Source organism: Streptomyces taklimakanensis, from assembly GCF_009709575.1.
Classification (GTDB): domain Bacteria; phylum Actinomycetota; class Actinomycetes; order Streptomycetales; family Streptomycetaceae; genus Streptomyces; species Streptomyces taklimakanensis.
On the sequence record NZ_WIXO01000001.1, the window covers coordinates 1,241,543 to 1,267,561 of the forward strand.

The 26,019-nt window shown below is 73.3% G+C and carries 28 protein-coding genes; 9 read left to right on the forward strand and 19 right to left on the reverse strand.

Annotated elements, in window-relative coordinates:
* Positions 1 to 171 precede the first annotated feature (171 nt).
* On the reverse strand, positions 172 to 927 hold the full coding sequence (locus tag F0L17_RS05490) for a VIT1/CCC1 transporter family protein (RefSeq protein WP_155070192.1): 756 nt from the start codon (positions 925 to 927) through the stop codon (positions 172 to 174).
* Between the two features lie 237 nt (positions 928 to 1,164).
* Positions 1,165 to 2,127, reverse strand: coding sequence for a prolipoprotein diacylglyceryl transferase (gene lgt, locus F0L17_RS05495; RefSeq protein WP_155070193.1), 963 nt, complete (start codon positions 2,125 to 2,127; stop codon positions 1,165 to 1,167).
* A gap of 416 nt (positions 2,128 to 2,543) precedes the next feature.
* On the opposite strand from lgt, the gene F0L17_RS05500 reads away from it, so the two are divergent.
* The 6 genes from F0L17_RS05500 (at position 2,544) to F0L17_RS05525 (ending at position 8,587) form a co-directional block, all read left to right on the forward strand.
* Positions 2,544 to 2,921 (forward strand): DUF485 domain-containing protein, encoded by a 378-nt coding sequence (locus F0L17_RS05500; protein WP_338017961.1) that lies wholly within the window; start codon positions 2,544 to 2,546, stop codon positions 2,919 to 2,921.
* Positions 2,918 to 4,612 (forward strand): solute symporter family protein, encoded by a 1,695-nt coding sequence (locus F0L17_RS05505; RefSeq protein WP_155070194.1) that lies wholly within the window; start codon positions 2,918 to 2,920, stop codon positions 4,610 to 4,612. Before F0L17_RS05500 ends, F0L17_RS05505 begins: the two co-directional genes overlap by 4 nt.
* A gap of 201 nt (positions 4,613 to 4,813) precedes the next feature.
* Entirely contained in the window at positions 4,814 to 5,920 is a 1,107-nt protein-coding gene (locus F0L17_RS05510) for a sensor histidine kinase (protein ID WP_338017962.1), read from the forward strand.
* The gene (locus F0L17_RS05515; RefSeq protein WP_155070195.1) at positions 5,917 to 6,696 is read left to right on the forward strand and encodes a LytR/AlgR family response regulator transcription factor; all 780 of its coding nucleotides are present in this window, start codon (positions 5,917 to 5,919) and stop codon (positions 6,694 to 6,696) included. Before F0L17_RS05510 ends, F0L17_RS05515 begins: the two co-directional genes overlap by 4 nt.
* A gap of 8 nt (positions 6,697 to 6,704) precedes the next feature.
* The gene (locus F0L17_RS05520) at positions 6,705 to 7,112 is read left to right on the forward strand and encodes a hypothetical protein (protein ID WP_202917839.1); all 408 of its coding nucleotides are present in this window, start codon (positions 6,705 to 6,707) and stop codon (positions 7,110 to 7,112) included.
* Positions 7,109 to 8,587, forward strand: coding sequence for a sodium:solute symporter family transporter (locus tag F0L17_RS05525; RefSeq protein WP_162465836.1), 1,479 nt, complete (start codon positions 7,109 to 7,111; stop codon positions 8,585 to 8,587). Before F0L17_RS05520 ends, F0L17_RS05525 begins: the two co-directional genes overlap by 4 nt.
* Before the next feature lie 108 nt (positions 8,588 to 8,695).
* Here F0L17_RS05525 and trpA read toward each other — a convergent pair whose 3' ends face one another.
* The 8 genes from trpA to hisI form a co-directional block, all read right to left on the reverse strand.
* Complete coding sequence (gene trpA, locus F0L17_RS05530) at positions 8,696 to 9,517, reverse strand: tryptophan synthase subunit alpha (RefSeq protein WP_155070196.1); 822 nt, start codon at positions 9,515 to 9,517, stop codon at positions 8,696 to 8,698.
* Positions 9,517 to 10,776 carry a tryptophan synthase subunit beta gene (gene trpB / locus F0L17_RS05535; protein ID WP_155070197.1) on the reverse strand — a complete coding sequence of 420 codons (1,260 nt, stop codon included), beginning with the start codon at positions 10,774 to 10,776 and terminating at the stop codon, positions 9,517 to 9,519. The genes trpA and trpB overlap by 1 nt, the downstream gene beginning before the upstream one ends.
* Positions 10,777 to 10,965: 189 nt before the next feature.
* A complete protein-coding gene (gene trpM, locus F0L17_RS05540) occupies positions 10,966 to 11,154 on the reverse strand; it encodes a tryptophan biosynthesis modulator TrpM (protein ID WP_155070198.1) in 189 nt (62 codons plus the stop codon).
* A gap of 49 nt (positions 11,155 to 11,203) precedes the next feature.
* Positions 11,204 to 12,013, reverse strand: a complete 810-nt coding sequence (gene trpC, locus F0L17_RS05545; RefSeq protein ID WP_162465837.1) for an indole-3-glycerol phosphate synthase TrpC — start codon at positions 12,011 to 12,013, stop codon at positions 11,204 to 11,206.
* A 265-nt stretch (positions 12,014 to 12,278) separates the two neighbouring features.
* On the reverse strand, positions 12,279 to 12,521 hold the full coding sequence (locus F0L17_RS05550; RefSeq protein WP_155070200.1) for an HGxxPAAW family protein: 243 nt from the start codon (positions 12,519 to 12,521) through the stop codon (positions 12,279 to 12,281).
* A gap of 48 nt (positions 12,522 to 12,569) precedes the next feature.
* Positions 12,570 to 13,238, reverse strand: a complete 669-nt coding sequence (locus tag F0L17_RS05555) for a TIGR02234 family membrane protein (protein ID WP_162465838.1) — start codon at positions 13,236 to 13,238, stop codon at positions 12,570 to 12,572.
* A complete protein-coding gene (locus F0L17_RS05560) occupies positions 13,235 to 14,764 on the reverse strand; it encodes an anthranilate synthase component I (protein WP_155070201.1) in 1,530 nt (509 codons plus the stop codon). Before F0L17_RS05560 ends, F0L17_RS05555 begins: the two co-directional genes overlap by 4 nt.
* Positions 14,761 to 15,171, reverse strand: a complete 411-nt coding sequence (hisI, locus tag F0L17_RS05565) for a phosphoribosyl-AMP cyclohydrolase (protein ID WP_155070202.1) — start codon at positions 15,169 to 15,171, stop codon at positions 14,761 to 14,763. The genes F0L17_RS05560 and hisI overlap by 4 nt, the downstream gene beginning before the upstream one ends.
* A gap of 196 nt (positions 15,172 to 15,367) precedes the next feature.
* Between hisI and F0L17_RS05570 the strand changes: the two genes are divergently transcribed.
* Positions 15,368 to 16,276, forward strand: a complete 909-nt coding sequence (locus F0L17_RS05570; RefSeq protein ID WP_155070203.1) for a hypothetical protein — start codon at positions 15,368 to 15,370, stop codon at positions 16,274 to 16,276.
* Positions 16,277 to 16,336: 60 nt separating this feature from the next.
* Positions 16,337 to 16,969: a TIGR03085 family metal-binding protein gene (locus F0L17_RS05575; RefSeq protein ID WP_155070204.1), complete on the forward strand. Its 633-nt coding sequence runs from the start codon at positions 16,337 to 16,339 to the stop codon at positions 16,967 to 16,969.
* 91 nt (positions 16,970 to 17,060) lie between these two features.
* On the opposite strand, the gene F0L17_RS05580 is transcribed toward F0L17_RS05575, so the two are convergent.
* Positions 17,061 to 17,735 carry a response regulator gene (locus F0L17_RS05580; protein WP_338017963.1) on the reverse strand — a complete coding sequence of 225 codons (675 nt, stop codon included), beginning with the start codon at positions 17,733 to 17,735 and terminating at the stop codon, positions 17,061 to 17,063.
* 1,098 nt (positions 17,736 to 18,833) lie between these two features.
* Between F0L17_RS05580 and F0L17_RS05585 the strand changes: the two genes are divergently transcribed.
* Positions 18,834 to 19,907: an inositol-3-phosphate synthase gene (locus F0L17_RS05585; RefSeq protein WP_155070205.1), complete on the forward strand. Its 1,074-nt coding sequence runs from the start codon at positions 18,834 to 18,836 to the stop codon at positions 19,905 to 19,907.
* A gap of 135 nt (positions 19,908 to 20,042) precedes the next feature.
* Here F0L17_RS05585 and hisF read toward each other — a convergent pair whose 3' ends face one another.
* The 8 genes from hisF to hisD all read right to left on the reverse strand — a co-directional run bounded on the left by hisF (position 20,043) and on the right by hisD (position 25,931).
* Entirely contained in the window at positions 20,043 to 20,813 is a 771-nt protein-coding gene (gene hisF / locus F0L17_RS05590; protein WP_162465839.1) for an imidazole glycerol phosphate synthase subunit HisF, read from the reverse strand.
* Positions 20,814 to 20,826: 13 nt separating this feature from the next.
* Complete coding sequence (locus F0L17_RS05595) at positions 20,827 to 21,240, reverse strand: RidA family protein (protein WP_155070206.1); 414 nt, start codon at positions 21,238 to 21,240, stop codon at positions 20,827 to 20,829.
* Entirely contained in the window at positions 21,237 to 21,968 is a 732-nt protein-coding gene (gene priA, locus F0L17_RS05600) for a bifunctional 1-(5-phosphoribosyl)-5-((5-phosphoribosylamino)methylideneamino)imidazole-4-carboxamide isomerase/phosphoribosylanthranilate isomerase PriA (RefSeq protein ID WP_155070207.1), read from the reverse strand. Before priA ends, F0L17_RS05595 begins: the two co-directional genes overlap by 4 nt.
* A 98-nt stretch (positions 21,969 to 22,066) precedes the next feature.
* The gene (gene hisH, locus F0L17_RS05605) at positions 22,067 to 22,708 is read right to left on the reverse strand and encodes an imidazole glycerol phosphate synthase subunit HisH (protein ID WP_155070208.1); all 642 of its coding nucleotides are present in this window, start codon (positions 22,706 to 22,708) and stop codon (positions 22,067 to 22,069) included.
* 2 nt (positions 22,709 to 22,710) lie between these two features.
* Positions 22,711 to 22,869 (reverse strand): hypothetical protein, encoded by a 159-nt coding sequence (locus F0L17_RS26965; RefSeq protein ID WP_155070209.1) that lies wholly within the window; start codon positions 22,867 to 22,869, stop codon positions 22,711 to 22,713.
* 31 nt (positions 22,870 to 22,900) lie between these two features.
* Complete coding sequence (hisB, locus tag F0L17_RS05615) at positions 22,901 to 23,491, reverse strand: imidazoleglycerol-phosphate dehydratase HisB (protein ID WP_155070210.1); 591 nt, start codon at positions 23,489 to 23,491, stop codon at positions 22,901 to 22,903.
* Positions 23,488 to 24,603, reverse strand: a complete 1,116-nt coding sequence (locus F0L17_RS05620; RefSeq protein ID WP_162465840.1) for a histidinol-phosphate transaminase — start codon at positions 24,601 to 24,603, stop codon at positions 23,488 to 23,490. Before F0L17_RS05620 ends, hisB begins: the two co-directional genes overlap by 4 nt.
* Positions 24,600 to 25,931 carry a histidinol dehydrogenase gene (gene hisD / locus F0L17_RS05625; RefSeq protein ID WP_155070211.1) on the reverse strand — a complete coding sequence of 444 codons (1,332 nt, stop codon included), beginning with the start codon at positions 25,929 to 25,931 and terminating at the stop codon, positions 24,600 to 24,602. The genes F0L17_RS05620 and hisD overlap by 4 nt, the downstream gene beginning before the upstream one ends.
* Positions 25,932 to 26,019 lie beyond the last annotated feature (88 nt).

Genomic DNA, 26,019 nt, shown 5'->3' on the forward strand with positions numbered 1-26,019 from the left:
GTGCGCCGTATCGACCCGGTGGCGCCGGCGACACTGCCAGAAGCGCTCGCTGTTCATTCCCGAAGGTGACACACCCGAAACCACCGGGTAACCCGGAGACCGCCCGGAACGAAGTGGAACGGCTCACACCCGGCCCGTCCCACGCCTCGCGGCCGGCGGCCCCGGACGGGTTCAGCCCACGGCCACTCCGAACAGGGTACCCAGCCCGTAGGTGACGGCGGCCGCGGAGCCTCCCAGCAGCAGTTGCCGCAGCCCGCTGTACCACCAGGACCGGGCGGTGATCCTCGCCACGGCCGCGCCGCACAGGAACAGCCCCAGCAGCGCCACCACCACCGCGGGCCACAGCACGGTCGCTCCCAGCAGGTAGGGCAGTACGGGCAGCATGGCACCGGCCGCGAAGGAGGCGAAGGAGGCGACGGCGGCGAGCATCGGGGACGGCAGCTCGCCGGGGGCCACGCCCAGCTCCTCCCGGGCGTGGATCTCCAGGGCCCGCTCGGGGTCCTTCGACAGGTGTCCGGCGACCTCCTCGGCCAGTTCGTCCGGCAGCCCCCTCGCCCGGTACAGGTCGGCCAGCTCGCGCTGTTCCTCCTCGGGGTTGCGGCTCAGCTCGCGCCGCTCGACCTCCAGCTCGGCCACGACCAGGTCCCGCTGGGAGGCCACCGAGGTGTACTCGCCGGCCGCCATCGAGAACGCACCGGCGGCGAGCCCGGCCAGACCGGTGATGACGATCACGTTCCGGTCCACGGCACCGCCCGCGACGCCCGTCATCAGCGCGAGGTTGGAGACCAGCCCGTCCATGGCACCGAAGACCGCCGGACGCAGCCAGCCGCCGCTCACGTCGCGGTGGGTGTGGTGGTCGGTGTGGGCCGAGTCGGGTGCTCCCGACCGCAGCGTCGTGTCGGTTTCCTCTTTGGCCGTGGACACCATGGGGTACGACCTCCTCCTCCCCCGGGCTTCCCGCCTCGTGTCGCCTCTCCGAACGCGGGCCGGTCCTTCGACCGTACGCCCATCGGTCGCGCGGGCGCCGGCAAGGAAGGCCGTACTAACCTCCCTGGCCTGCCCTTTCACCACGGCCGGCGCGGAGGGCCCCGACGCGGAGGGCCCCGGCCGCGCGGGGCGCGGCCGGGGCCGGAGCGGGAGCCGGGAGGGCCCGGAGGCGTCGGTTCAGTCGCCCGCGGCGGGGGAGTCGCCGCCCGTGCCGCGGGTGGACCTCCGCGCGGCGGGCGCCTCCTCGTCGTCGAAGAAGGCGTCGCCGCGTGCCGCGGCCTCGCCGTCCTCCCCGTCCCCGGCCGACTCGTCGTCCCCGGCGGGCTTCCCGGCCGCCGGTTCCACCACGTCCTCGCGCCCCGGACGGAGCCTGGCCGAAAGGACGATGTAGGCCACCGCTCCCAGGAACACCGCGATCGAGGTCCAGTTGTTCAGCCGCAGTCCGAGGATCTCGTGGGCCTCGTCGATCCGCAGGTACTCGATCCAGAAGCGGCCCACCGTGTACGCCGCGACGTACAGGGCGAACGCCCGGCCGTGGCCGAGGGTGAAGCGGCGGTCGGCCCAGATCACCAGCAGGGCCACGCCCACGCACCACAGCGACTCGTACAGGAAGGTGGGGTGGAAGGTGCCGGTGTCGACGCCGTTGTCGATGCTGACGGCCCACGGCAGCTCGGTGGGGCGTCCGTACAGCTCCTGGTTGAACCAGTTGCCCCAGCGGCCGATGGCCTGGGCGAGCGCGATGCCCGGGGCGATGGCGTCCGCGTAGGCGGGCAGCGGGATGCCGCGCCTGCGGCAGCCGATCCAGGCGCCCACCGCGCCCAGGGCGATCGCCCCCCAGATCCCGAGGCCGCCCTCCCAGATCTTGAAGGCGTCGACCCAGTTCCGGCCCTCGCCGAAGTAGAGCTGGTAGTCGGTGACGACGTGGTACAGACGGCCGCCGACCAGGCCGAAGGGCACCGCCCACACGGCGATGTCGGCGACCGTTCCGGGCTGTCCGCCACGGGCGACCCAGCGCTTCCCGCCGAGCCAGACCGCGACGAAGACACCGGCGATGATGCAGAACGCGTAGCCCCGCAGCGGGATCGGTCCGAGCACGATCTCGCCGGACGACGGGCTGGGGATGAAGGCAAGGGTGTCCATGGCGCAACGAACGCTACCGTGCCGGGCGCGCCGGCCGGCGTCCGGTCCGGCAACGGGTCCGTAACGCGCGGCCGGCCCGGGGCCGGGCGGACGGGGCTCCGCGGCGCGTCACGGCCCCGAACCGCCCGGTGGACGCCGTGTTCCCGGACGCCTTCCGGACGTCCCCGCGCATTCCCCGCACATCACCGCACGTCACCCGCTCGTCCCGGCCGTCCGCCACCCAGGTGACCGTTCGGCGCCGAACGGCGACCGCTCGGCGCACGACGACCTGCCGTTCGGCGCACGCATCCGGCGTTCGCCGCACACCCCGAACGGTGTCTTCACCCGGACTGTGACGCACCTTACGTTCCCCGCATTCCTTATTCCGCTCCCGTTACGTCGTGTTGTGCCGCGTCGTGTCGATGAAGGAGGCGGCAGTGTCCGCAGAACGTCCGCAACAAACCCTGGACCCCGCCGGGGAAGCGGAGGACCGTATGGTCGCCATGCACGGCGACCCGCGCTTCGAGAACCTCAAGCGCAGCCTGATGGCGTTCGTCCTCCCCATGAGCATCGCCTTCCTGGCCTGGTACCTGCTGTACGTGCTGATGTCGGCCTACGCCCGTGGCGTGATGTCCACGGTCCTGTTCGGCGACGTCAACGTGGCGCTGGTGTTCGGGCTCCTCCAGTTCGCCAGCACCTTCGGCATCGCGATCCTGTACTCCCGCTACGCCGGCCGGAAGGTGGACCCGCTCGCCGACGACCTGCGCGCCGAGCTGACCGGCGCGGGCGACGCGCGGCAGGGAGGACGGGCATGACCGGCATCCCGAACGTGTTCCTGGCCGCGGAGGTCAGCTCCAGCAGCCGCACCCTCACCATGCTGGTGTTCACCCTCATGATCGCCGTGACGCTCGGTGTCACCGTGTGGGCCGGGCGCCAGACCAAGTCGGCGGCCGACTTCCACTCCGGCGGCCGCGGGTTCACCGGCATGCAGAACGGGTTCGCCATCGGCAGCGACTACATGTCCGCCGCCTCGTTCCTGGGCATCGCGGGCATGATCTCGCTCTTCGGCTACGACGGCTTCCTGTACTCCATCGGCTTCCTCGTCGCCTGGCTGGTGGCCCTGCTGCTGGTCGCCGAGCTGCTGAGGAACTCCGGACGGTTCACGATGGCCGACGTGCTGTCGTACCGGATGCAGCAGCGTCCGGTGCGCACCGCCGCGGCCGTCTCCACGATCACCGTGTCCATCTTCTACCTGCTGGCCCAGATGGTGGGGGCCGGCGCGGTCGTCGCGCTCCTGCTGGGCATCAAGCCGGGCGAGACGTACCTGGGCATGGACGCGGACACCGCCAAGATCGTGGGCATCGTCGTCGTCGGCATCCTGATGACCCTGTACGTCACCTTCGGCGGCATGAAGGGCACCACCTGGGTGCAGATCATCAAGGCCGCCATGCTGATGGGCGGCACCGTCCTGCTGGCCGCCCTGGTGATGGCCATCTACGGCTTCGACTTCGGCGCGCTGATGAGCGACGCCGCGAACGCCAGCGGTTCCGGGCAGTCCTTCCTGGAACCCGGTCTGCGGTACGGCGTCGAGGTGCCCGGTGACGCCCTGCAGACGATGTGGAACAAGCTCGACCTGATCAGCCTCGGACTGGCGCTGGTACTGGGCACCGCGGGCCTGCCGCACATCCTGATCCGCTTCTACACCGTCCCCGACTCCAAGGCCGCGCGGAAGTCCGTCAACTGGGGCATCGGCCTGATCGGCACCTTCTACCTGATGACCCTGATCCTGGGCTTCGGTGCCGCGGCCCTGGTGGGCAAGGAGGCCATCACGGCCCAGGACGCGGCCGGCAACACCGCCGCTCCCCAGCTGGCCCGGGAGGTGGGCGACCACTTCGGTGGCGAACTCTTCGGTTCGGTGATGCTCGCCGTCATCGCGGCCGTCGCCTTCGCGGCGATCCTCTCCACGGTCGCCGGTCTCGTCATCGCCTCCTCCTCGTCCCTGGCGCACGACTTCTACAACAGCGTGGTGCGCAAGGGCCGGGCCTCGGAGCACGAGGAGATCAAGGTCGCCCGACTGTCCGCGTTCGGCATCGGCGCGGCGTCGATCATCCTGGCGATCTTCGCCCAGAGCCTCAACGTGGCCTTCCTGGTCGGTCTGGCCTTCGCCATCGCGGCCTCGGCCAACCTGCCGACCCTGCTGCTGAGCCTGTTCTGGAGGCGGTTCAACACCCGGGGCGCGCTCGCGGGCATCTACGGCGGCCTGATCGGCGCCGTCGGCCTGGTGATCTTCTCCCCGGTGTTCTCCGGCGCCGAGAACGCCCTCGTCCCGGGCATCGACATCGCCTGGTTCCCGCTGACGAACCCGGGCCTGGTCTCCATCCCGCTCGGCCTGCTGTGCGCGATCGTCGGCACGCTGACGTCCGGCGAGAACAACCCGCGGCGCTTCGCCGAGCTCCAGGTGCGGGCCCTGACCGGGGCCGGTGCCGAGGGCGCGGTCCGGCACTGATCCCCATCGGGCCCGGCGGCGGAACACCGCCGGGCCCGTCGGAACTCCCGGTGGCGGGTGCTTCCTCCGGCGCGACCCCCCACGCTCGGCGCCGGGCCCGCCACCGGGTCCTCCCGGATCGTCCTCCGGATCGTGGGGAGCCCCCGGCGGCACGTGTCCGGAGGCTCCCCACAGTCGTTCGGCGCGTTGTACGGTCGGCCCGTGGTCTGGAGATCGTGGTTCGGCGACCGGCGCGGACGGGCGGGCCGGTCGGGTTCGGCCGGACCCGGTCCGTCGGGCACCTTCGACGTCCTGCGCGAGGTGCGGCTGATCGGCGCCGATCTCCAGGAGGGGTTGCACGGCGGCCGTACGGCGGCGGCCGCGCGCCGCGTCCGGCGGCTGGTGGGTGCCGACGCCGTCGTCCTGGCCGACCTGGACGGGCCCGTCGTCCGGCACGGGACGTTGCCGGAGGGCACCGACCTGGACACGGTGCTCGCGCGGGTGTACGAGCACGGCGCCGCCTTCCGCGAACCGCCGCTGTGCGCCGCGCCGCTGCTGGTGGCGGACGAGCTGACCGGCTGCCTGGTGGCGGCCTTCGCGCCCGACGCCAGGACGCCGGGCGAGAGGGAGGTGGCCGAGCTGGCCGAGCTGGTCTCGCAGGCGTTGGACCACACCGAGCTGCGCAGCGCCCGCGCCCGGATCGCGGCGGCGGACCTGCGGACGCTGCGGGCCCAGATCTCGCCGCACTTCGTGCACAACTCCCTGGCCGTCATCGCCGCGCACATCCGCAGCGACCCCGGCCGCGCCCGCCGGCTGCTCACCGACTTCGCCGACTACCTGCGCTACAGCTTCTCCACGGCGGGCGACTACGTCACCGTGGCCGACGAGCTCCAGGCCACCCAGACCTATCTGGAGCTGCAGCGAGCCAGGTTCGACGACCGCATGGAGATCACCGTCCGGATGGCGCCGGAGGTGCTGCCCGTCGCCATCCCCTTCCTGGTCGTCCAGCCCGTCGTGGAAAATGCGGTGCGACACGGCTTGGAGAAGAAGGCCGGCCCCGGACACATCGGCGTCTCGGGGTTCGGTGAGGGCCCGCTGTGCGTCATCGAGATCGAGGACGACGGCGTGGGCATGGAACCGGAACTCGCACGGGCGATCCTCGCCGGAGTCGGTCCTCCCGCCAGGAGCGTCGGTCTGGCCAATGTCGACCGACGGCTGCGCACCGTCTACGGCCCGGAGTACGGACTCGTCATCGAGACCGCGCCGGGCAGCGGCACCAAGGTGACGATCAGGGTGCCGAAATTCATGCGAGGAGTGGTTGTCCAATGAGCAGCGCACCGCGGGCCCTGCGGGTCCTCGTGGTCGAGGACGAGGCCTCCACCCGCGAGGAACTCGCCGACCTCCTCGGCGACGTCCCCGAGGTCGAGGAGGTGTACACCGCCGAGAGCGGCACCCGGGCCGTGCAGTTGTTGGGGGCGACGGCCTTCGACGCGGTCTTCCTGGACATCTCCATGCCCGGTCTGGACGGGATGGACGTGGCCCGGGTGATCGGCCGGCTCTCGGCTCCGCCCGCGATCGTCTTCGTCACCGCCTCGGAGTCGCACGCCATCGAGGCGTTCGGCATCGGCGCGGTGGACTACCTGCTCAAGCCGGTCCGGCCCGAGCGGCTGGCGGAGTCGGTCTCGCGGGTGGCGGCCGCCCACCGGGCGGCGACCGACGACGGGGGCGACGAGCCGCGCGACGAGCTGGCGGTCGTCCAGATCGACCACGGCCGGCGGACGGTGTTCGTACGGCGCGACGACGTCCAGTTCGTGGAGGCGCACGGCGACTACATACGGCTGCACACCGCGCAGGGCACGCACCTGATCCGGCTGTCGCTGTCGTACCTGGAGGAGATCTGGGCGCCGGCGGGCTTCGTGCGGGTCCACCGCGGCTATCTGGTGGCGATCGACTGGGTGCACGACCTGCGGGTGACCAGCTCCTCGGGGCTGGTGGCGTGCACTCCGGCCGGTGACGTACCGGTCAGCCGGCGCCACGCCCGGAGCCTGAAGGAGCGGCTGCTGGATGCGGCGCGCAGCGGGCAGTTGGGGAGGGCGGCCCGGTGAGCCCCTCGATGAGCCGTCCGATGGGGCGTCCGGCGAGGGGCGCCCAGCCCGGTGGCGTCCGGCGGGTGAAGGTCACCAGCCCGCAGACCCGGCTCGCCCTGGCCCGGGGCCACCGTCGCCACCCCCAGTTGCTGCCGCTGCCCGCGCCCGCTGACGCCGAGGCCGCCCGCGCCGTCTTCGCGGCGCAGCGCCGCACCGCCCTGCGGACGGTGGCGCTGCTGGGCGCGGTGCTGTTCGGGACCAGTGGGACGATCGCGGCGCTGCCCGTGCTGGACCGGGTCTCGCTGGGGGGCGTCCCGCTGTCGTGGCTGGTGCTGGCCGTCGCCACCTACCCGGTGCTGCTGGTGCTCGCCTTCCGCCACGTGCGGCGTACCGAACGGGTGGAGGACCGCGCCGGGCCGGGAGGCGGCCCGTGACCGGTCTGACGACGATCGGCCTGGTGCTGGTCGCCAGCCTGGCCATCGGCCTCTACGGCGTCCACGCCGCGCGCACCAGCCCGGACTTCCTGGTCGCCTCGCGCCGCGTCTCCCCCGGCTGGAACGCCATGGCGATCGCCGGCGAGTACGTCTCGGCCGCCTCGGTGCTGGGGCTGGCGGGTCTGATGCTCAAGGACGGCATCGGGGCGATGTGGTACGCCGTCGGCTTCACCGCGGGATACGTGGCGGTGGTGGCGCTGGTGGCCGGACCCATGCGGCGCTCGGGGGCGTTCACCGTTCCGGACTTCGCGGAGTACCGGTTGGGGTCACCGGCGATCCGCAGGCTGTGCGGGGTGATCGTGCTGGTGATCATGCTGCTGTACCTGGTGCCGCAGTTCAAGGGGGCCGGGGTGGTCCTGCACCTGGTCAGCGGCACCCCCTACTGGGTGGGCGTGGTGCTGGCCGGGCTGGTGGTGAGCGCGTCGATCGCGGTGGGCGGCATGCGGTCGGCCACCTACGTCCAGGCGTTCCACTACCTGGTCAAGCTGGTGTTCATCTCGGTGCCGGCGATCTACCTGGTGGTGCACGTCGGCCCGGGGGTCCGGGCCGAGGCGCTGCGACCGGCCGGCGCGGCGGCCCCGGGCGTCACCGCCGGGGAGTGGACCCGCCCGCTCGTCGACATCGAGGGGGCGGGGCTGCCGCTGCTGTCCACCTGGTCGGTGCTGTTGGCGACCACGCTGGGGGCCATCGGCCTGCCGCACGTGATCATGCGGTTCCACACCAGTCCCACGGCCCGGACCGCCCGTCGGGTGGCCGTCATGGTCATCGGGCTGCTGGGGGTGTTCTACCTGTTCCCGGCGGTGTACGGGCTGCTGGGGCGGGTGCTGACCCCGCAGTTGGTGCACAGCAACGCCACCGACACCGTCTCGGTGGTGCTGCCGGGGACGGCGGTCCAGGGGACGCTGGGCAGCGTGCTGACGGCGCTGGTGGCCACCGGGGCGTTCGCGGCGTTTCTGTCCACCTCCTCCGGGCTGCTGTTGGCGCTGGCCGGTGGGCTCTCCCACGACCTGTTCGGGGGCGGGGTGGCCCGGCTGCGCGTGGCGGTGGCGGCGGGCGCGGCGGTGGCGGTGCTGCTGTCCTTGCCGGCCGCGCACCTGGACATCAACGTCGTGGTGGGCTGGGCGTTCGCGGTGGCGGCGTCCACGTTCTGTCCGCTGCTGGTGCTGGGCATCTGGTGGACGAGGCTGACGGTGGCGGGCGCGGCGGCCGGTCTGGCCACCGGGGTGGTGACGGCGACGGGGGCGGCGGTGCTGTCGGCGACCACGCGACCGGCGTCGCCGTGGCTGACGGTGCTGCTGGCCCAGCCGGCGTCGTGGACGGTGCCGCTGGCGTTCCTGACGATGGTCACCGTCTCGCTGCGGGGCACCCCGGCCGACTGGTCGGAGCGGGCGGTGCTGCGGCTGCACGCGCCCTGAGGGGGACGGGTGGGACGGACGGCGGTGTGCCGTCCGTCCCACCCGCCGTGCGCCCTCGGCCTCGGCCTCGGCCGCGGGTCGGGTCGGGTCGGGTCGGCGACCGTCGGGTCAGCGACCGCGCCGCCGTACGCCCTCGGCCAGCTCGCCCGCCAGCGAGCGGACCGCGGCCAGTCCGCCGTCCGGATCGCCGGCGTGGTCCAGCAGGCGCTTGACGAAGGCCGAACCGACGATCACGCCGTCGGCGAAGGAGGCCACCTCGGCGGCCTGGTCGGCGTTCGAGACGCCCAGACCGACGCAGACCGGCAGATCGGTGGTGGCGCGGGTGCGGCGCACCAGGTCCTCGGCCTCCCGGCCCACCGACTCGCGGGTGCCGGTGACGCCCATCAGGGAGGCGGCGTAGACGAATCCACTGCCCGCCGCCGTGATCTTCGCCAACCGCTCGTCGCGGCTGCTGGGAGCGACCACGAAGACGGTGGCCAGGCCGTGTTGTTCGGCGGCCTTGCGCCACGTCTCGGACTCCTCGACCGGCAGGTCGGGCAGGATGCAGCCCGCTCCGCCGGCCTCGGCCAGCTCGGTGGCGAAGCGCTCGGCGCCGTAGCGGTCGACGGGGTTCCAGTACGTCATGCACAGCACCGGCGCGCCGGTGGCGGCATGGGTCTCGCGCACGGTCCGCAGCACGTCGGCGATCCGCACCCCGCCGCGCAGGGCGATGTCGTCGGCGGTCTGGATGACCGGCCCGTCCAGGACCGGATCGCTGTGCGGCAGTCCGACCTCGACGATGTCGCAGCCGCCCTCCAGCAGGGCCGTGCACGCGGCGATGCCGCCGTCGACGGTGGGGAAGCCGGCGGGCAGGTAGCCCACCAGCGCGGCCCGTCCCTCGTCCTTCGCCGCCGCCAGGACGCGCCCCAGCTCCCGTGCCTGCCCCGCCATCACTCGGCTCCCCGTTCGGTCTCGGTGCCGCCGGGGGCGTCGTACAGCCCGAAGTAGCGGGCGGCGGTGTCCATGTCCTTGTCGCCCCGGCCGGAGAGGTTCACCAGCAGCAGCGCGTCCGGGCCCAGTTCGCGGCCCACGTCGAGGGCGCCGGCGAGCGCGTGGGCGCTCTCGATGGCCGGGATGATGCCCTCGGTCTCCGACAGCAGGCGCAGCGCCCGCATCGCCTCGTCGTCGGTGACCGGGCGGTACTCGCCGCGCCCGGTGTCCTTGAGGTAGGAGTGCTCGGGCCCGATGCCGGGGTAGTCCAGGCCGGCCGAGATGGAGTACGGCTCGGTGATCTGGCCCTCGTCGTCCTGGAGGACGTAGGAGCGCGAGCCGTGCAGGATGCCCGGCTCGCCCGCGGTCAGCGTGGCCGCGTGCTCGCCGGAGTCCACGCCGTGCCCGGCGGCCTCCAGGCCGATCAGGCGTACGGAGGTGTCGGGGAGGAAGGCGTGGAACAGGCCGATGGCGTTGGAACCGCCGCCGACGCAGGCCAACGCCGCGTCCGGCAGCCGTCCGGTGCGCTCGAGGATCTGCCGGCGGGCCTCGACGCCGATGACGCGGTGGAAGTCGCGCACCAGCGCCGGGAAGGGGTGGGGGCCCGCGACGGTACCGAAGAGGTAGTGGGTGTGGTCGACGTTGGCGACCCAGTCGCGGAACGCCTCGTTGATGGCGTCCTTCAGCGTCCGGCTGCCGGAGGTGACGGGGACGACCTCGGCGCCCAGCATCCGCATCCGGGCGACGTTGAGCGCCTGGCGCTGGGTGTCGATCTCGCCCATGTAGACGGTGCACTCCAGGCCGAACAGGGCGCAGGCGGTCGCGGTGGCGACGCCGTGCTGGCCCGCGCCGGTCTCGGCGATGACGCGGGTCTTGCCCATCCGCCTGGTCAGCAGGGCCTGCCCCAACACGTTGTTGATCTTGTGTGAGCCGGTGTGGTTGAGGTCCTCGCGCTTGAGGAAGATCCTGGCGCCGCCCGCGTGCTCGGCGAAGCGCCGCACCTCGGTCAGCGGGCTGGGCCGACCGGTGTAGTGGACGAGCAGGTCCTCCAGCTCGGCGGCGAAGGAGGGGTCCGCCTTGGCCTTGTCGTACTCGGCGGCCACCTCGTCCACGGCGGCGACCAGCGCCTCCGGGATGAACTTGCCGCCGAACGCGCCGAAGTAGCCCTCGGCGGTCGGCACCCGGCCCTCGGGGTCGGGAACGAAGAGATCGGTAGACATCCGACGTGCTCCTTGTCGGGGCGCGTGCCCCACAGAAGGTGTGGCCAGAGAAAGGGGAGGGCGACCGCCCCGACACCGGGGGACGGGACGGGGCGGTGGCTCACCGTGTCGTGGTGCGTGGTGCGCCGCGGACGCGCCACCGCGCGGCGACCGGCGCGTACCGGCGCGTACCGGCGCGTACCGGTGCGGTCAGGCGTCGGTGGCGGGAACGCGACCGACCACGGCGGCACACGCGGCACGGGCGTGCCATCGCCTCCCGTTGATCTGACCGGGCTCGCGGCCGATGTGGTAGCGCACACGCCGACCCAGCACCCGTCGAGCGGGCGCGCGGCAGCCGCGCGGACGGCAGCCGCGGGCGAGGCACGCGCTCAGGGCCATCGGCGTCGTCCTCCGCTCGTCTCTCCGCTCGCCTTCCGTCCCGTACGGCTCAGCCGCCGCCCTGCCGCAGGGCGGGGTGGGTGCCGGCGGCGACCAGGTCGGCCACGGCCGCCTTCGGGTCCTTGCCGGTGACCAGCGACTCGCCGACGAGCACCGCGTCGGCTCCCTCGTTGGCGTAGGCGATCAGGTCGTGCGGGCCGCGCACCCCCGACTCGGCGACCTTCACGATCCCCTCGGGGATCTCGGGGGCGACCCGGGCGAAGGTGCCGCGGTCGACCTCCAGGGTCTTGAGGTTGCGGGCGTTGACGCCGATGATCTTCGCCCCGGCGTCCACGGCGCGCTCGACCTCCTCCTCGTCGTGCACCTCGACCAGCGGGGTCAGCCCGATGGACTCGGCCCGCTCCACCAGGGAGACCAGCGCCTCCTGGTCGAGGGCGGCGACGATCAGCAGGGCCAGGTCGGCGCCGTGCGCCCGTGCCTCCCACAGTTGGTAGGAGGTGACGATGAAGTCCTTGCGCAGGACGGGGAGGTCCACCCGCTCGCGCACGGCGCGCAGATCGGCCAGCGAACCGCCGAAGCGCCGCTGCTCGGTGAGCACCGAGATGACCGCCGCGCCGCCCGCCTCGTAGTCGGCGGCGAGCCGGGCCGGGTCGGCGATGGCGGCCAGCGCGCCCTTGGAGGGGCTGGACCGCTTGACCTCGCAGATGACCCTGACGCCGTCGCCCTTGAGCGCGGCCACGCCGTCGCGGGCCCGTGGCGCCCCGGCCGCGCGCTCCTTGAGCTCGTCGAGGCCGACGCGCGCCTGCCGCTCGGCGAGGTCGGCACGGACCCCGTCGATGATCTCGTCGAGCACACTCACGCGAGCGGCCCCCTTCCTGGCTGGCTTCCTGGCTGGCTCGTCCCTGCGGTGGGCGCGGGGCTGGACTGGTACGCGTGCACAGCGATGGTATCCGTCCCGGGGCGTCGAACCCGCATCCGGGCGACCGCGGTCCCACATACCGGGCGGTGGTCCCGTGTCGCTCCCCCCGTCGGCCCCGTCCGGCCCCGCCGAACCGGGCCCGGACGGAAAAGCGCGGCGCCGGCCACCGGCACCGCGCTCCAAGGAGCCGCCTCGGGCGGCCCCGCTACGCCTCGGCCCGCTCCTTGGACTGGTCGAGGCGGCGGCCCTGCGACTGCTCCGGCTGCCCCATGCCCATCGAGCGCATCACCAGGCCGACGACACCGCCGAGGAGAACGATGGCCACCCCGGCCCAGAACCCCACCGGCTCGGCCATCACCGTGAAGGCCGAGGCCACACAGAAGCCGATGAACGCGATGGTGACGCCGGTCCAGGCGGCAGGGGTGTGTCCGTGGTTGTTGCCCGCCATTGAGTGCTCCTCGTAGGTCCGTTCTGGGCTCGCTCAGCGGCCATTGTGTCAGGGACGGTTTCCGGCTCCGCCGGTGGTGGGGTCCTCCCCCCGGTCCAGTGCCTTCCACAGTTCCTCGGGACGGTCCGGGTCGGGGGCCGGACGTCGGGCGCCGGGACCGACGGAGGCTCCCGCGCGCTCGTGGCGGCCCGACATCGCGGGCCAGTGACGCCCGTGGCGCAGCGCCAGCAGCCCGGCCGTCAACAGCAGCAGACCGCCGAGCGCGGCCGCGTGGGGCCACATGCCGTGGGAGACGCCCTCGACCGTCCCCCGGGCCAGTCCGCTGACCTCGGACGCCTTCGCCTCCAGCGCGCCGTCGTCGCCCGTGCCGAGCAGCGCGGCGACGGCGACGCCCGCGCCGCACAGGGTCAGCAGCGCGGCGACGAGCGTGCGGCCGGTGCGACGGACGGCGAAGACGGCGACCAGCGCGGCGAGGCCGACCAACGCCAACGCGCTGGGCAGCCCGGTCACCTCGCCGCCCGTGACCCGGACCGGGATCTCTCCCTGGGGCAGGACGGCGGTGCCCTCGCTCCAGACCCGTCCCGAGGCCACCAGGACGGTGGCGGCACCGAGCGCGCCCGCGGCCAGGGCCGCGGCCAGGGCGCGCCGGTGGGCGGCGGCCGCGGAACCGCCGGCGGGGGCGTCCGGTTCGGAGGCGGGGGAAGTCGGGGAACTCACTCTTCCACGCTACTCCCGAGATGCTCGGCGGCGCGCACCGCCCTGAGCACCGCCGCCGCCTTGTTCCGGCACTCGGTGTCCTCCGCCACCGGGTCGGAGTCGGCGACGACCCCGGCGCCCGCCTGGACGTAGGCCGTCCCGTCGCGCAGCAGGGCGGTGCGGATGGCGATGGCGGTGTCGGCGTCGCCGGCGAAGTCCAGGTAGCCGACGCAGCCGCCGTACAGACCGCGGCGGGTGGGCTCCACCTCCTCGATGATCTGCATCGCGCGCGGCTTGGGGGCGCCCGAGAGGGTGCCGGCCGGGAAGCAGGCGGTGAGCGCGTCGAAGGCGTTGCGGCCTTCCGCCAGGCGCCCGGTCACCGTGGAGACGATGTGCATCACGTGGCTGTAGCGCTCGATCGACATGAAGTCGACGACCTCGACGCTGCCGGGCTCGCAGACCCGGCCCAGGTCGTTGCGGCCCAGGTCGACGAGCATCAGGTGCTCGGCGCGCTCCTTGGGGTCGGCCAGCAGCTCCTCGGCGAGCGCGGCGTCGTCCCGCGGGGTCGCGCCGCGCGGGCGGGTGCCGGCGATGGGGTGCATCACGGCGCGCCCGTCCTCGACCTTCACCAGGGCCTCGGGGCTGGAGCCGACGACGTCGAAGCCGTCCAGGCGCAGCAGGTACATGTAGGGGCTGGGGTTGGTGGCACGCAGCACCCGGTAGACGTCCAGCGCGCTCGCCCGGCAGGGCGCCTCGAACCGCTGCGAGGGCACCACCTGGAACGCCTCGCCGGCGCGGATGCGCTCCTTGATGCCCTCCACCGCCTCCTGGTAGGCCCTTCCGCCCCAGCGGGGGGTGGGGGCCTCCTCCTCCCCGGACCCGGACGGCGGCAGCGGGACGGCGCCGGCGGACACGGGACGGTCGAGGTCGGCGGTCATGGCGTCCAGGCGCCGCACCGCGTCGGCGTACGCCTCGTCCACGCCGGTGTCCAGGTCGTTGTGGTTGATGGCGTTGGCGATCAGCAGCACGGTGCCGTCGCGGTGGTCCAGGACGGCCAGGTCGGAGGTGAGCATCATGGTCAGCTCGGGCAGCCCCAGGTCGTCGCGGGTGCTGTCGCCGATGCGCTCCAGGCGCCGCACCACGTCGTAGCCGAGGTAGCCGACCATGCCTCCGGTGAAGGGCGGCAGTTCGGCGTCGCGGTGCAGGTCGCGCGGGGTGTGCAGGGTCTCGACGGTGGCGCGCAGCGCGGCTGTCGGATCGCCGTCGGTGGGGACGCCGACCGGTGGGGTGCCCAGCCAGTGGGCCTGCCCGTCGCGGACGGTGAGGGTGGCGGAGGTGCGCACGCCCACGAAGGAGTAGCGCGACCAGGTGCCCCCGTCCGCCGACTCCAGCAGGAAGGTGCCGGGGCGCTCGGCGGCGAGCTTGCGGTAGAGGGCGATGGGGGTGTCGCCGTCGGCCAGCAGCCGGCGGGTGACGGGGATGACGCGGCGGTCCTTGGCGAGCGTGCGGAAGGTCTCCCGGTCCGGGGTGGTGCGTGGAGCGGTCATGCCGGGCCTCCCTCGTCACCCGCGGTGTCGGTGGTGTTCGAGGTGTTCGCCGCGGGGCCGCCCAGCGGGATCTCCCCGGCGTCGAAGCAGGTCCGGTCCCCGGTGTGGCAGGCCGCGCCCACCTGGTCGACCTTGACCAGGACGGTGTCGCCGTCACAGTCGAGCGCCACGGACTTCACGTGCTGGACGTGCCCGGAGGTGTCGCCCTTGGCCCAGTACTCGCGTCGGCTGCGGCTCCAGTAGGTGCAGCGGCCGGTGGTGAGGGTACGGTGCAGCGCCTCGTCGTCCATCCACCCCAGCATCAGCACTTCTCCGGTGTCGTACTGCTGGGCGATGGCGGGCACCAGACCGTCGGGGGTGCGCTTGAGGCGGGCGGCCACGGCTGGATCGAGTGGGGATCGGGGCATGGGGCCATTGTGCCGCCGGTGCGCGGTGCGCGGTGCCGGCGTCCGCGGGGCGGAACGGGTCGGCGGGGCGCCTTCGAGGCGTTCCGGGGCCGCTCGCGGGCGGCGGCGTCCGTGTCCGCCGGCCGTCACCGGGCCGTGTCGGTGTTGTGACGCGTCCGGGGCACCGCGTGTCGGTGCGGTGCGGCATTCTTTCGCCATGAGTCATCCACCGCCGTCCGACGGCGCGCACAACCCCGCCCCCGGCGGCGGTTTCGGTCCGCCCCAGGGCTTCGGTCCCCCCGAGCGGCCGGGCCCGCCCGCGGGGGGCCACGGCCATCCCGGCCCCCCGGCGAGCGGCTACGGGTACCCGGGGCCGCCGGGGCCGCCCGGCCCCGGCGGCCCCCCGGGCTACGGTCCCGGCGGTCTCGGCCCCTACTTTCCCCCGCCGGGCGGAGGCGGCGGGGGCAACGGAGGGAAGGTCGCCGCGATCATCATCGCCGCGGTGCTCGTCGCCGGTCTGATCGTGGGGGGCGTGCTCGTCCTGTCCGACGGCGGCACAGGCGCGGTGGACCGGGCCGCCGGGCCGAGCGCCACGTCCGACGCCACCACCGAGGCCGAGCGGACCCCGCGGGAGAGCGAGGAGCCGACGGACGGGCCGACGGACGAGCCTACAGACGAGCCGACAGACGGGCCGACAGAGCCGCCGAGTTCGGACCCGCCCTCGCCCGACCTCCCGCCGGACGCGACGGTCGACCCGGGCGAGGTCGTCCGGTACGTGGTGCTCGAACCGGGCACCTGCTTCGACCACCCGTCGCTGAGCAGTGACGTCACCCGGATCGAGGAGCGGTCCTGCGACGGTCCGCACAACGCCGAGGTGATCTCCAACGGGACGCTCACCGGTGACTTCGACGACGCCAAGGCGCTCCAGGACAAGGCCATGGAGATATGCCGGGCGGACGCGGAGAAGCGGATGGAACGGATCACGGACGGCAAGAGGTACTACTTCTACGTCATCTACCCGACGCTGACGACGTACGAGTACCGCGGCAAGGACGAGATCTCCTGCTCGCTGACGCTCAGCAACACCCGGGACGGCACGAAGCTGCGGGCGCCGCTGCCGGGCTGACCCGAGGCGGGACGCGTGGCGTGCGTGGCGTGGGTCGCCGCACGGTCGTAGGCTGGCCGCATGTCGACCCACGCCCGGCGCGAACGCCTTCTGCTGGCCGATCTGTTGGAGAGTTCCGGACCCGAGGCGCCCACCCTGTGCGACGGGTGGCGCACCAGGGACCTCGCGGCCCATCTTGTGGTGCGCGAGCGCCGCGCCGACGCGGCCGGCGGGGTGCTGCTCAAAGCCCTCCAGCCCCGACTGGAACGTGTGCAACAGGAGTTCGCGGCCAAGCCGTACGAGGAGCTGATCCAGCTCGTCCGCACCGGTCCGCCCCGGATGTCCCCCTTCGCCCTCAAGCAGGTCGACGAGGCCGCCAACACCGTGGAGTTCTTCCTCCACGGCGAGGACGTGCGCCGGGCCCGTCCGGACTGGACGCCGCGCACGATCGACCCCGTCTTCGCCGACGCCCTGTGGAGGCGGCTGGAGACCACGGCCCGGGTGTACGGGCGCCGCTGCCCGGTCGGCGTGGTACTGCGCCGTCCCAACGGTCAGGTGGCGGTGGCCCGCAAGGGGACCCCGGTCGTCACCGTCTCCGGCGAACCCTCCGAGTTGCTCGTCTTCGTCTCCGGGCGTCAGTCCGTGGCGCGGGTGGAGCTGGAGGGCGACGAGAAGGCCGTGGCGCGCGTCCGCGAGGCGAAGCTGGGCCTGTGACGCGCCCACCGGCGGCCCCGGCCGCCGGTGGGGAAACGGCCGGCCGCTCCCGTCGGCCTCCGCTCCCGACCGGCGACCCCGCTGCGGTGGTTCAGCAGCCCAACCCCGCCCGGCGCGCCCGGTCGGCCGCCGCCATCCGGTCGGTCACCTGGAGCTTGGCGAAGATGTGGGAGATGTGGTTCCGGACGGTCTTGTCGGACAGGACCAGCTCCCGAGCGATGCGGCGGTTGCCGTAGCCGCGGGCGAGCAGATCGAGCACCTGGCGCTCCCGGTTGGTGAGCTGCGGGAAGGCGGCCCGGCCGGGCATGTCGTGGACGGCGGAGAAGTAGTCGCCCAACCGGTCCGCGACGAACGGGCTGAACACCGCCCCACCGTCCGCGACCGTGCGCACCGCCCTGAGCAGTTCCTCGCGCGGCGCTCCCTTGGCGACGTAACCGCGGGCCCCGGCGCGGAGCGCCGATATCACCGCGTCGTCCTCCTCCCGGGCCGAGATCATCAACACCCGGGGCGGTACGCCGACGGCCCCCGCCCCGGGCTCCGGCGAGGCGATGATCCTCCGGGCGGCCTCGGTCCCCGGGCCGTCGGGCAGGCCGAGGTCCATCAGGACGACGTCCGCGGCCACCTCTCCCCCGCACAGGGTCCGGACGGCCTCCTCCCCCGTGGCCGCCTCCCCCACGACGTCCATGTCGTCCACACTCTCCACCGCGTGCCGCGTCCCGGCCCGGAACATCGGGTGATCGTCGACGAGGAAGACCCGGATCGTCACGGGAACCTCCGCGGCGGCACGGCCTCGGTCCGGGCCCTCCGGCCGGGGCACCGGCGCCCCGGCGCGCCCGCGGTGACGGTCGCGGACGCGCCGTCCGGCCGGGCCGTCGAGCCGCGCGCGCCGGCCCCCCGGCTCCCGGTCGCTTCGAAGACACGGCCGGAAGCACACCCTTTCCGTCCCGTTTTCCCTTCACAGGTGGAAAGCACAAGTCTGTGAGGAGGGGGCTCCGCGCCCCCGTTTCCGGGACTCCCCGACCGGTCGCCGGCCACATCGCACGGAACCCCCGGAAGCGCTTTCGTTTCCAATTCACATACTTCCGCCCTCTCCCTCCACCGCGGCGACTCCCCCTCCGACTCCGCTTCTCGACGCCCGAACCGCTCGGCCACGCGACTCTTCGACGCCACCATGAAAATCCCCCCAATTCCTCTGAGTCTCGAACATTAATACAGTTGCGACTCTTTCCGGAGGGATGTATTCGGCCACCGGTGAACGGCGCTGATCAGGCATTTCCCCCCGTCGTCACAGCGGGTTCCGGCGTGACAGCGACATGTGACGGAAGCCCTCCGAGGGGCCGAAAGTGGCGGGAAAAGACGGTTGCCGGCAAGACGCCCCGGACGCCCCCCGTCCCCGTTCCGCCCTCCTGACCGCACCATACGGGCCCATGACCGGGACTTCTCGGGACTTCGCTCCCACGAAACCGGGACTTCCGGCCTCCTACGTTGAAGAGGTCCGAAGCGTCCGGCCGCCGACGGAGCGACGCGATCCGGCGCCCTCCCGGCGACGCCCCCGCCTCCCCCTGCCACCCCCGAAGGGAAATTCCATGGTGCGCGAAGCCACAAGGCCGCGGACTTCACGGCCGTTCACAAGGACACCGGAAGCGGTGGCGACGGCCGATCCTCCCCCACTCCCGACCGCCCTGCCGGGAATACCGGTCCGCGCGGACCGGGAAACCGAGGGCCGTACCGGGTCGCCGGGGAACTCCTCTCCCTTTGGCGCGCACCCCGCCGGAAGTCCCGGAGAAGGATTTGCCCCGTCCTTCTCCGTCAATGGCGACCGCAACGCCACCCGGACGGACACCCACGCCGGGGAGGGAACGCCGTGACGACATGGGACACGATGTGGGACACCCTCGGCGGACGGGGCGCCGTCGGCGTCTGGCTGGTGGGGGCCCGCGGTTCGACGGGAACCACCACGATCGTCGGCGCGCTGGCGCTGCGCGCGGGCCTGGTGCGGCCCACCGGGTGCGTCACGGCCCGGCGCGACTTCGCCTCGGCGTCCCTGCCCCGCTTCGACGAGTTGGTCTTCGGCGGACACGACATCGCCCGGACCCCCCTGGCGGAGCGGGCCGAGCGGCTCGCCGACGAGGGCGTCGTGCCACCGGGCCTGCCCCGGCTGGTGCGCGACGGCCTGCTGGCGGCCGAGGAGGAGGTGCGCCCCGGAGCGACCGGGGCCGACGACGACCGCGACCGACCGAGCGGGGAGAACGGGCGGGACCGGAAGAACCGGGGGACCCAGGAGGACCGGGAGGACCGGGAGGACCAGGAGGAGACGATCCGGCGCCTGACCGGCGACCTCCTCTCGTTCCGACGGCGACTGGGCCTGGAGCGCGTGGTCGTGATCGATCTCGCCCCACCCGGGCCGGCCGCGCCGCCCCACCCCGCGCACCTCTCGTCGTCCACGCTGCGGCGGGCCCTGGCGGCCGGGGAGCGGATCCTGCCGAGCGGCGCCCTGTACGCCTGTGCCGCCCTGCGGGCCGACTGTTCCTACGTCGACCTCACCACACCACCCGGCCGGCGCCTCCCGGCCCTGGCCGAGCTGGCCTCCGAGCGGGGCGTGCCGTACGTGGCGGGTGACGGCGCGACCGGCGCCCGTGCCCACCACGTCCGGCGGCCCGCCCGGGAACGGGTGTCCGCCGAGGACTTCCCGGGCGCCCGAACGGCCCGGCGGTCCGACCGGTGGAGTCGCGAACCCGCCCCGGCCGCCTCCCTGGTCATCGACCTGGCCCGGCTCGTGGCGCTGGCGGACCGGGCGGGCCTCCACGGACCGGTGCCCGAGCCGGCGCTCCTCTTCGACGGGACGGCCCCCGACGCTTCCGCCGACCGCGCGGGCCCCCCGGGCGGCCGGTACGCGGCCCTGGTCGCCTGGGCGCGCGGCCTGAGCGTGCCCGTGTGACACCTCCCGCGCGGCACCGGGCCCGCACCGCCCGCCCCGGTTCGCCGGCGCCGGACGAGCGCTGCGCGAGGCGGCGAAAGACCTGGTGGACGCCCGGGGCCCGCGCCCCACCGACGGACGGCGGGGCGCGACCGGTCAGCGCACCGGGTGACCGGCCTCCCGCAGGGCCTCCTTGACCTGGCCGATGCGCAGGTCACCGAAGTGGAAGACGCTCGCGGCCAGCACCGCGTCCGCGCCCGCCGTCACCGCCGGGTCGAAGTCCGAGAGCTTCCCCGCGCCGCCGGAGGCGATCACGGGGATGGTGACGTGCCTGCGGACGGCCTCGATCATGGCGAGGTCGTAGCCGTCCTTGGTGCCGTCGGCATCCATGGAGTTCAACAGGATCTCCCCGGCGCCCAGTTCGGCCGCCCGGTGGGCCCACTCCACCGCGTCGAGGCCCGTGCCGCGGCGGCCGCCGTGGGTGGTGACCTCGTAACCGGAGGGCGTCGTCGTGCCCTCCGGGCAACGGCGGGCGTCCACCGACAGCACCAGCACCTGACTGCCGAAGCGCTCGGAGACCTCCCGGATCAGCTCCGGACGGGCGATGGCCGCGGTGTTGACGCCCACCTTGTCGGCACCGGCGCGCAGCAGTCTGTCCACGTCCTCGGCGGTGCGCACGCCGCCGCCGACCGTCAGCGGGATGAAGACCTGCTCGGCGGTGCGGCGCACCACGTCATAGGTGGTCTCGCGGTCGCCGGAGGAGGCGGTGATGTCGAGGAAGGTCAGCTCGTCGGCGCCTTCGGCGTCGTACACCTTGGCCATCTCGACCGGATCGCCGGCGTCACGCAGGTTCTGGAAGTTGACCCCCTTGACGACCCGGCCGCCGTCCACGTCCAGGCAGGGGATGACTCGTACGGCCAGGGACACTCGGGGACGCTCCTTACGTGGTGTGGAAGGCTTCGATCTCGACCTCGACCAGCACGCGCGAGTCGACGAGACCGGAGACGACGACGAGCGTCGCGGCGGGGCGGACGGACCCGAAGACCTCCCGATGGGCCCGTCCCACCTCCTCCACGTCGCGCGCGTGGGTGATGTACATGCGGGTGCGGACGACGTGGGAGGCGTCCAGTCCGAACGGCTCCAGCGCGGCCAGCGCGTTGCCGAGGGCCGTACGGGTCTGGACGTACGGGTCCCCCTCGCCCTGTACGGCGCCGTCGACCAGGGGCATCGTGCCCGAGACGAGGACCAGGTCGCCGACCGCGACGGCGCGCGAGGAGCCGATGGTCTCCTCCCACGGGCTGTCGGATCGGACCCGCTCGACCGGCGCGCGCCCCTCCCCCGCGGAGTCCGTCATCGGGACACGGCCTCCAGGGCCTCCTCCAGGGTGAAGGCCTTGGCGTAGAGGGCCTTGCCCACGATGGCACCCTCGACGCCCTCGGGCACCAGGCCGGCGATCGCGCGCAGGTCGTCCAGGGAGGAGACGCCGCCGGAGGCGACGACCGGACGGTCGGTGGCGGCGCACACGTTCCTCAGCAGCTCCAGGTTGGGGCCCCCCAGGGTGCCGTCCTTGGCGATGTCGGTGACGACGTAGCGGGCGCAGCCCTCGGAGTTCAGGCGCTCCAGCGTCTCGTAGAGGTCGCCGCCGTCGCGGGTCCAGCCGCGTCCGCGCAGGGTGGTGCCGCGCACGTCCAGGCCGACGGCGATCCTGTCGCCGTGCTCGGCGATGACCTTGGCGACCCACTCGGGGCTCTCCAGTGCCGCGGTGCCCAGGTTGACGCGGGTGCAGCCGGTGCCCAGGGCGGCGGCCAGGGACGCGTCGTCACGGATGCCGCCGGAGAGTTCGACCTTGATGTCCATGGTGCGGACGACCTCGGCGATCCGCTCGCGGTTGTCGCCGGTGCCGAACGCGGCGTCCAGGTCCACCAGGTGCAGCCACTCGGCTCCCGCCCGTTGCCAGGCCAGGGCGGCGTCCAGCGGATCGCCGTAGGAGGTCTCGGTGCCGGACTCGCCGTGGACGAGGCGGACGGCCTGCCCGTCGCGGACGTCGACGGCGGGGAGGAGTTCGAGACGGTGGGTGCTCATCGGGTGGGGGTCCTCGGTGCTGGGAGGGACGGATGTCGGGGGTGGCGCGCCCGGGGCTCCGGATCCGGTGGCCGGCCGGTGCCCCGGGACCGCCGGGGCTAGAGGGTGCCGATCCAGTTGGCCAGTAGCTGCGCGCCGGCGTCACCGGACTTCTCGGGGTGGAACTGGGTGGCCCACAGGGGACCGTTCTCCACGGCCGCGACGAAGCGCTCGCCGTGGGTGGCCCAGGTGACCCTGGGGGCGGGCATGGCGGGGTTGGTGGCCTTCAGCTCCCACTCGCGCACGGCGTAGGAGTGCACGAAGTAGTACCGGGCGTCGGCCGGCAGCCCCGCGAAGAGCTTCGACCCCTCGGGCGCCTCCACCGTGTTCCAGCCCATGTGCGGCACGACGTCCGCCTTGAGCGGACCGACGGTACCGGGCCACTCGGCCAGTCCCTCGGCCTCCACCCCGTGCTCGATGCCCCGGCCGAAGAGGATCTGCATGCCGACGCAGATCCCCATCACCGGGCGCCCACCGGCCAGCCGGCGCTCGACGACCCAGTCGCCGCGGGCCTCGCGCAGCCCCTTCATGCAGGCGGCGAAGGCGCCGACACCGGGCACGAGCAGACCGTCGGCGTTCATCGCGGTGGCGTAGTCGCGGGTGATCTCCACCTCCGCGCCGGCCCGGGCCAGGGCGCGCTCGGCGGAGCGCACGTTGCCGAAGCCGTAGTCGAAGACGACGACCTTCCTCTTCTCCGTCATGGTCACACCTCCAGGCGCAGGATTCCGGCGAGCAGGGACAGTGCCGACCCGATGCCGAGCAGTATGACGACCCCCCTGGGCATCCCCTGCTTCCAGAAGGAGACGGCACCGCCGAGGAGGAAGAGGCCGACGAAGATCAGCAGTGTCGAGACGGCGTTCACGGTGTCCTCTCGCTCGCTGCCCCGTCCGTCCTCACAACGCGCCCTTGGTGGAGGGGATGCCCGTCTGGCGCGGATCGAGCTCGCCGGCCTGGCGCAGGGCGCGGGCGAGCGCCTTGAACTGGCACTCCACGATGTGGTGCGCGTTGCGCCCGTAGGGGACGTGGACGTGCAGCGCGATCTGGGCCTGGGCGACGAACGACTCCAGGATGTGCCGGGTCATGGTGGTGTCGTAGGCGCCGATCATCGGCGCCATGTTCTCCGGCTCGGTGTGCACCAGGTACGGGCGGCCCGACAGGTCCACGGTCACCTGGGCGAGGGACTCGTCCAGCGGCACCGCGGCGTGTCCGAAGCGGACGATGCCGCGCTTGTCGCCGAGCGCCTGCCGGAAGGCGGCGCCCAGGGCCAGCGAGCTGTCCTCGATGGTGTGGTGGCTGTCGATGTGCAGGTCGCCCTCGGTCTTGACCGTGAGGTCGAACAGACCGTGGCGGCCGAGCTGGTCGAGCATGTGGTCGTAGAAACCGACCCCGGTCGACACGTCGACCTTCCCGGTGCCGTCGAGGTCGATCTCGACGAGTACGGAGGTCTCCTTGGTGGTGCGCTCCACGCGTCCCACGCGGCTCATCTGTCGTTCTCCTTCAGTACTGCGCGCATCGCGTCGAGGAACGCGTCGTTCTCCGTCGGGGTGCCCGCGGTGACCCGCAGCCGGCCCGGCACTCCGTTGTCCCGGACCAGAACGCCCCGCTCCAGCAGGGCCCGCCACACGGCGTGGGCCCCACCGGGGCCTTCGAAGCGCCCGAACTGCACGAAGTTGGCGTCGGACTCGGTGACCTCGCAGCCCATGGCGCGCAGCTCGGTCACCAGGCGGTCCCGTTCGTTCTTCAACTGCTCGACGTAACCGAGCAGGGTGTCGGTGTGTTCCAGCGCGGCGAGCGCGGTGGCCTGGGTGACGGCGGACAGGTGGTACGGCAGGCGCACCAACTGGACGGCGTCGACGACGGCCGGGGCGGCCGCCAGGTAGCCCAGCCGCAGTCCGGCGGCGCCGAACGCCTTGGACATGGTGCGCGAGACCACCAGGTTGGGGCGGCCCTCGAGCAGCGGGAGCAGCGAGGGCCGGTGGCTGAACTCGCCGTACGCCTCGTCGACGACCACCAGCGAGGGCCGGGCCGCCTGCGCCGCCTCGTACAGGGCCCGCACGGTGTCGGCGTCGACGGCCGTGCCGGTGGGGTTGTTGGGCGAGCAGACGAAGACCACGTGCGGCCTGCGCTCGGCGATGACCGCCCGCGCCCCCTCCAGGTCGAGGCGGAAGTCGTCGTCGCGCGGCCCGGAGATCCAACCGGTGCCGGTGCCGCGGGCGATCAGGGCGTGCATCGAGTACGAGGGCTCGAAACCGAGCGCGGTGCGGCCGGGGCCGCCGAACGCCTGGAGGAGCTGCTGGAGGACCTCGTTGGAGCCGTTGGCGGCCCAGACGTTCTCCGTCGCGACCCCGTGCCCGGTGGTGCGGGTGAGGTAGCGGGCCAGCTCGCCGCGGAGTTCGACGGCGTCGCGGTCGGGGTAGCGGTTGAGGTTCCGGGCGGCCTCGGTGACGCGCTCGGTGATGCGGGCCACCAGCGCTTCGGGCAGGGGGTGGGGGTTCTCGTTGGTGTTCAGGCGTACGGGAACGTCGAGCTGCGGCGCCCCGTAGGGGGACTGGCCGCGCAGCTCGTCCCGGATGGGCAGGTCGTCGATGCCGGTCACTTTCCCTCGGGCACCTTCCAGTCGAACCTCGCCTTCAGGGCCGCCCCGTGCGCGGGCAGGTCCTCGGCCTCCGCCAGGGTGACGACGTGGTGGGCCACGTCGGCCAGCGCGTCGCGGGTGTAGTCCACGACGTGGATGCCGCGCAGGAACGACTGCACGGACAGGCCGGAGGAGTGGCAGGCGCAGCCCCCGGTGGGCAGCACGTGGTTGGATCCGGCGCAGTAGTCGCCGAGGGAGACGGGGGCCCAGGGGCCGACGAAGACGGCGCCGGCGTTGCGGACCCGGGCGGCCACCTCGGCGGCGTCCTCGGTCTGGATCTCCAGGTGTTCGGCGGCGTAGGCGTCCACCACCGCCAGCCCCTGGTCCAGGTCGTCCACCAGGATGGTGCCGGACTGCCGTCCGGCCAGGGCCTCGGCGATGCGCTCGGCGTGCCTGGTGGAGGCCACCTGGGAGGTCAGCTCGGCGTCGACCGCGTCGGCCAGCGCCTCGGAGGGGGTGACCAGGACGGCGGCGGCCAGGGTGTCGTGCTCGGCCTGGCTGATCAGATCGGCGGCGACGTGCCGGGCGTCGGCGGTGTCGTCGGCGAGGATCGCGATCTCGGTGGGACCGGCCTCGGAGTCGATGCCGATGCGGCCCTTGAGCAGGCGCTTGGCGGCGGCGACCCAGATGTTGCCGGGGCCGGTGACCAACTGGGCGGGTGCGCACTCCTCGGTGCCGTAGGCGAACATGGCGACGGCCTGGGCGCCGCCGGCGGCGTACACCTCGTCCACGCCCAGCAGGGCGCAGGCGGCCAGGATCGTGGGGTGCGGCAGCCCGGCCGCCCAGTGTCCGGGGACGCCCTTCTGCGGTGGCGAGGCGACCGCCAGCGAGCCGACCTCGGCCTCCTGCGCGGGCACCACGTTCATCACCACGGACGAGGGGTAGACGGCGCGGCCGCCGGGCACGTACAGGCCCACCCGCTCGACCGGGACCCAGCGCTCGGTGACGGTGCCGCCGGGGACGACGCGGACGGTGGAGTCGGTGCGTCGCTGGTCGCGGTGGACGATCCGGGCTCGGCGGATGGACTCCTCCAGCGCCGCGCGCACCGCCGGGTCCAGCTCGGCCAGGGCCTTCTCCAGTGCCTCGGCCGGGACCCGCACGCGGTCCAGCCGCACGCCGTCGAAGCGCTCGTTGTACTCGATCACCGCTGCCGTGCCGCGATGGTGCACGGCGTCACAGATCGGCCGCACCTTCTCCAGGGCGGCCTCGACGTCGAGTTCGGCTCGGGGCAGCAGCTCCCGGTCGACGCCGGCGGCGAGGTCTCGCCCGCGCAGGTCGAGTCGGGTCATGGATACGGATCGAAGCACGTGTACCAGTGTCTCAGACGCGGTCCCGTGCCCGGTTCCACGTATCAGTGCGTGATACGGGAGCGGTTCG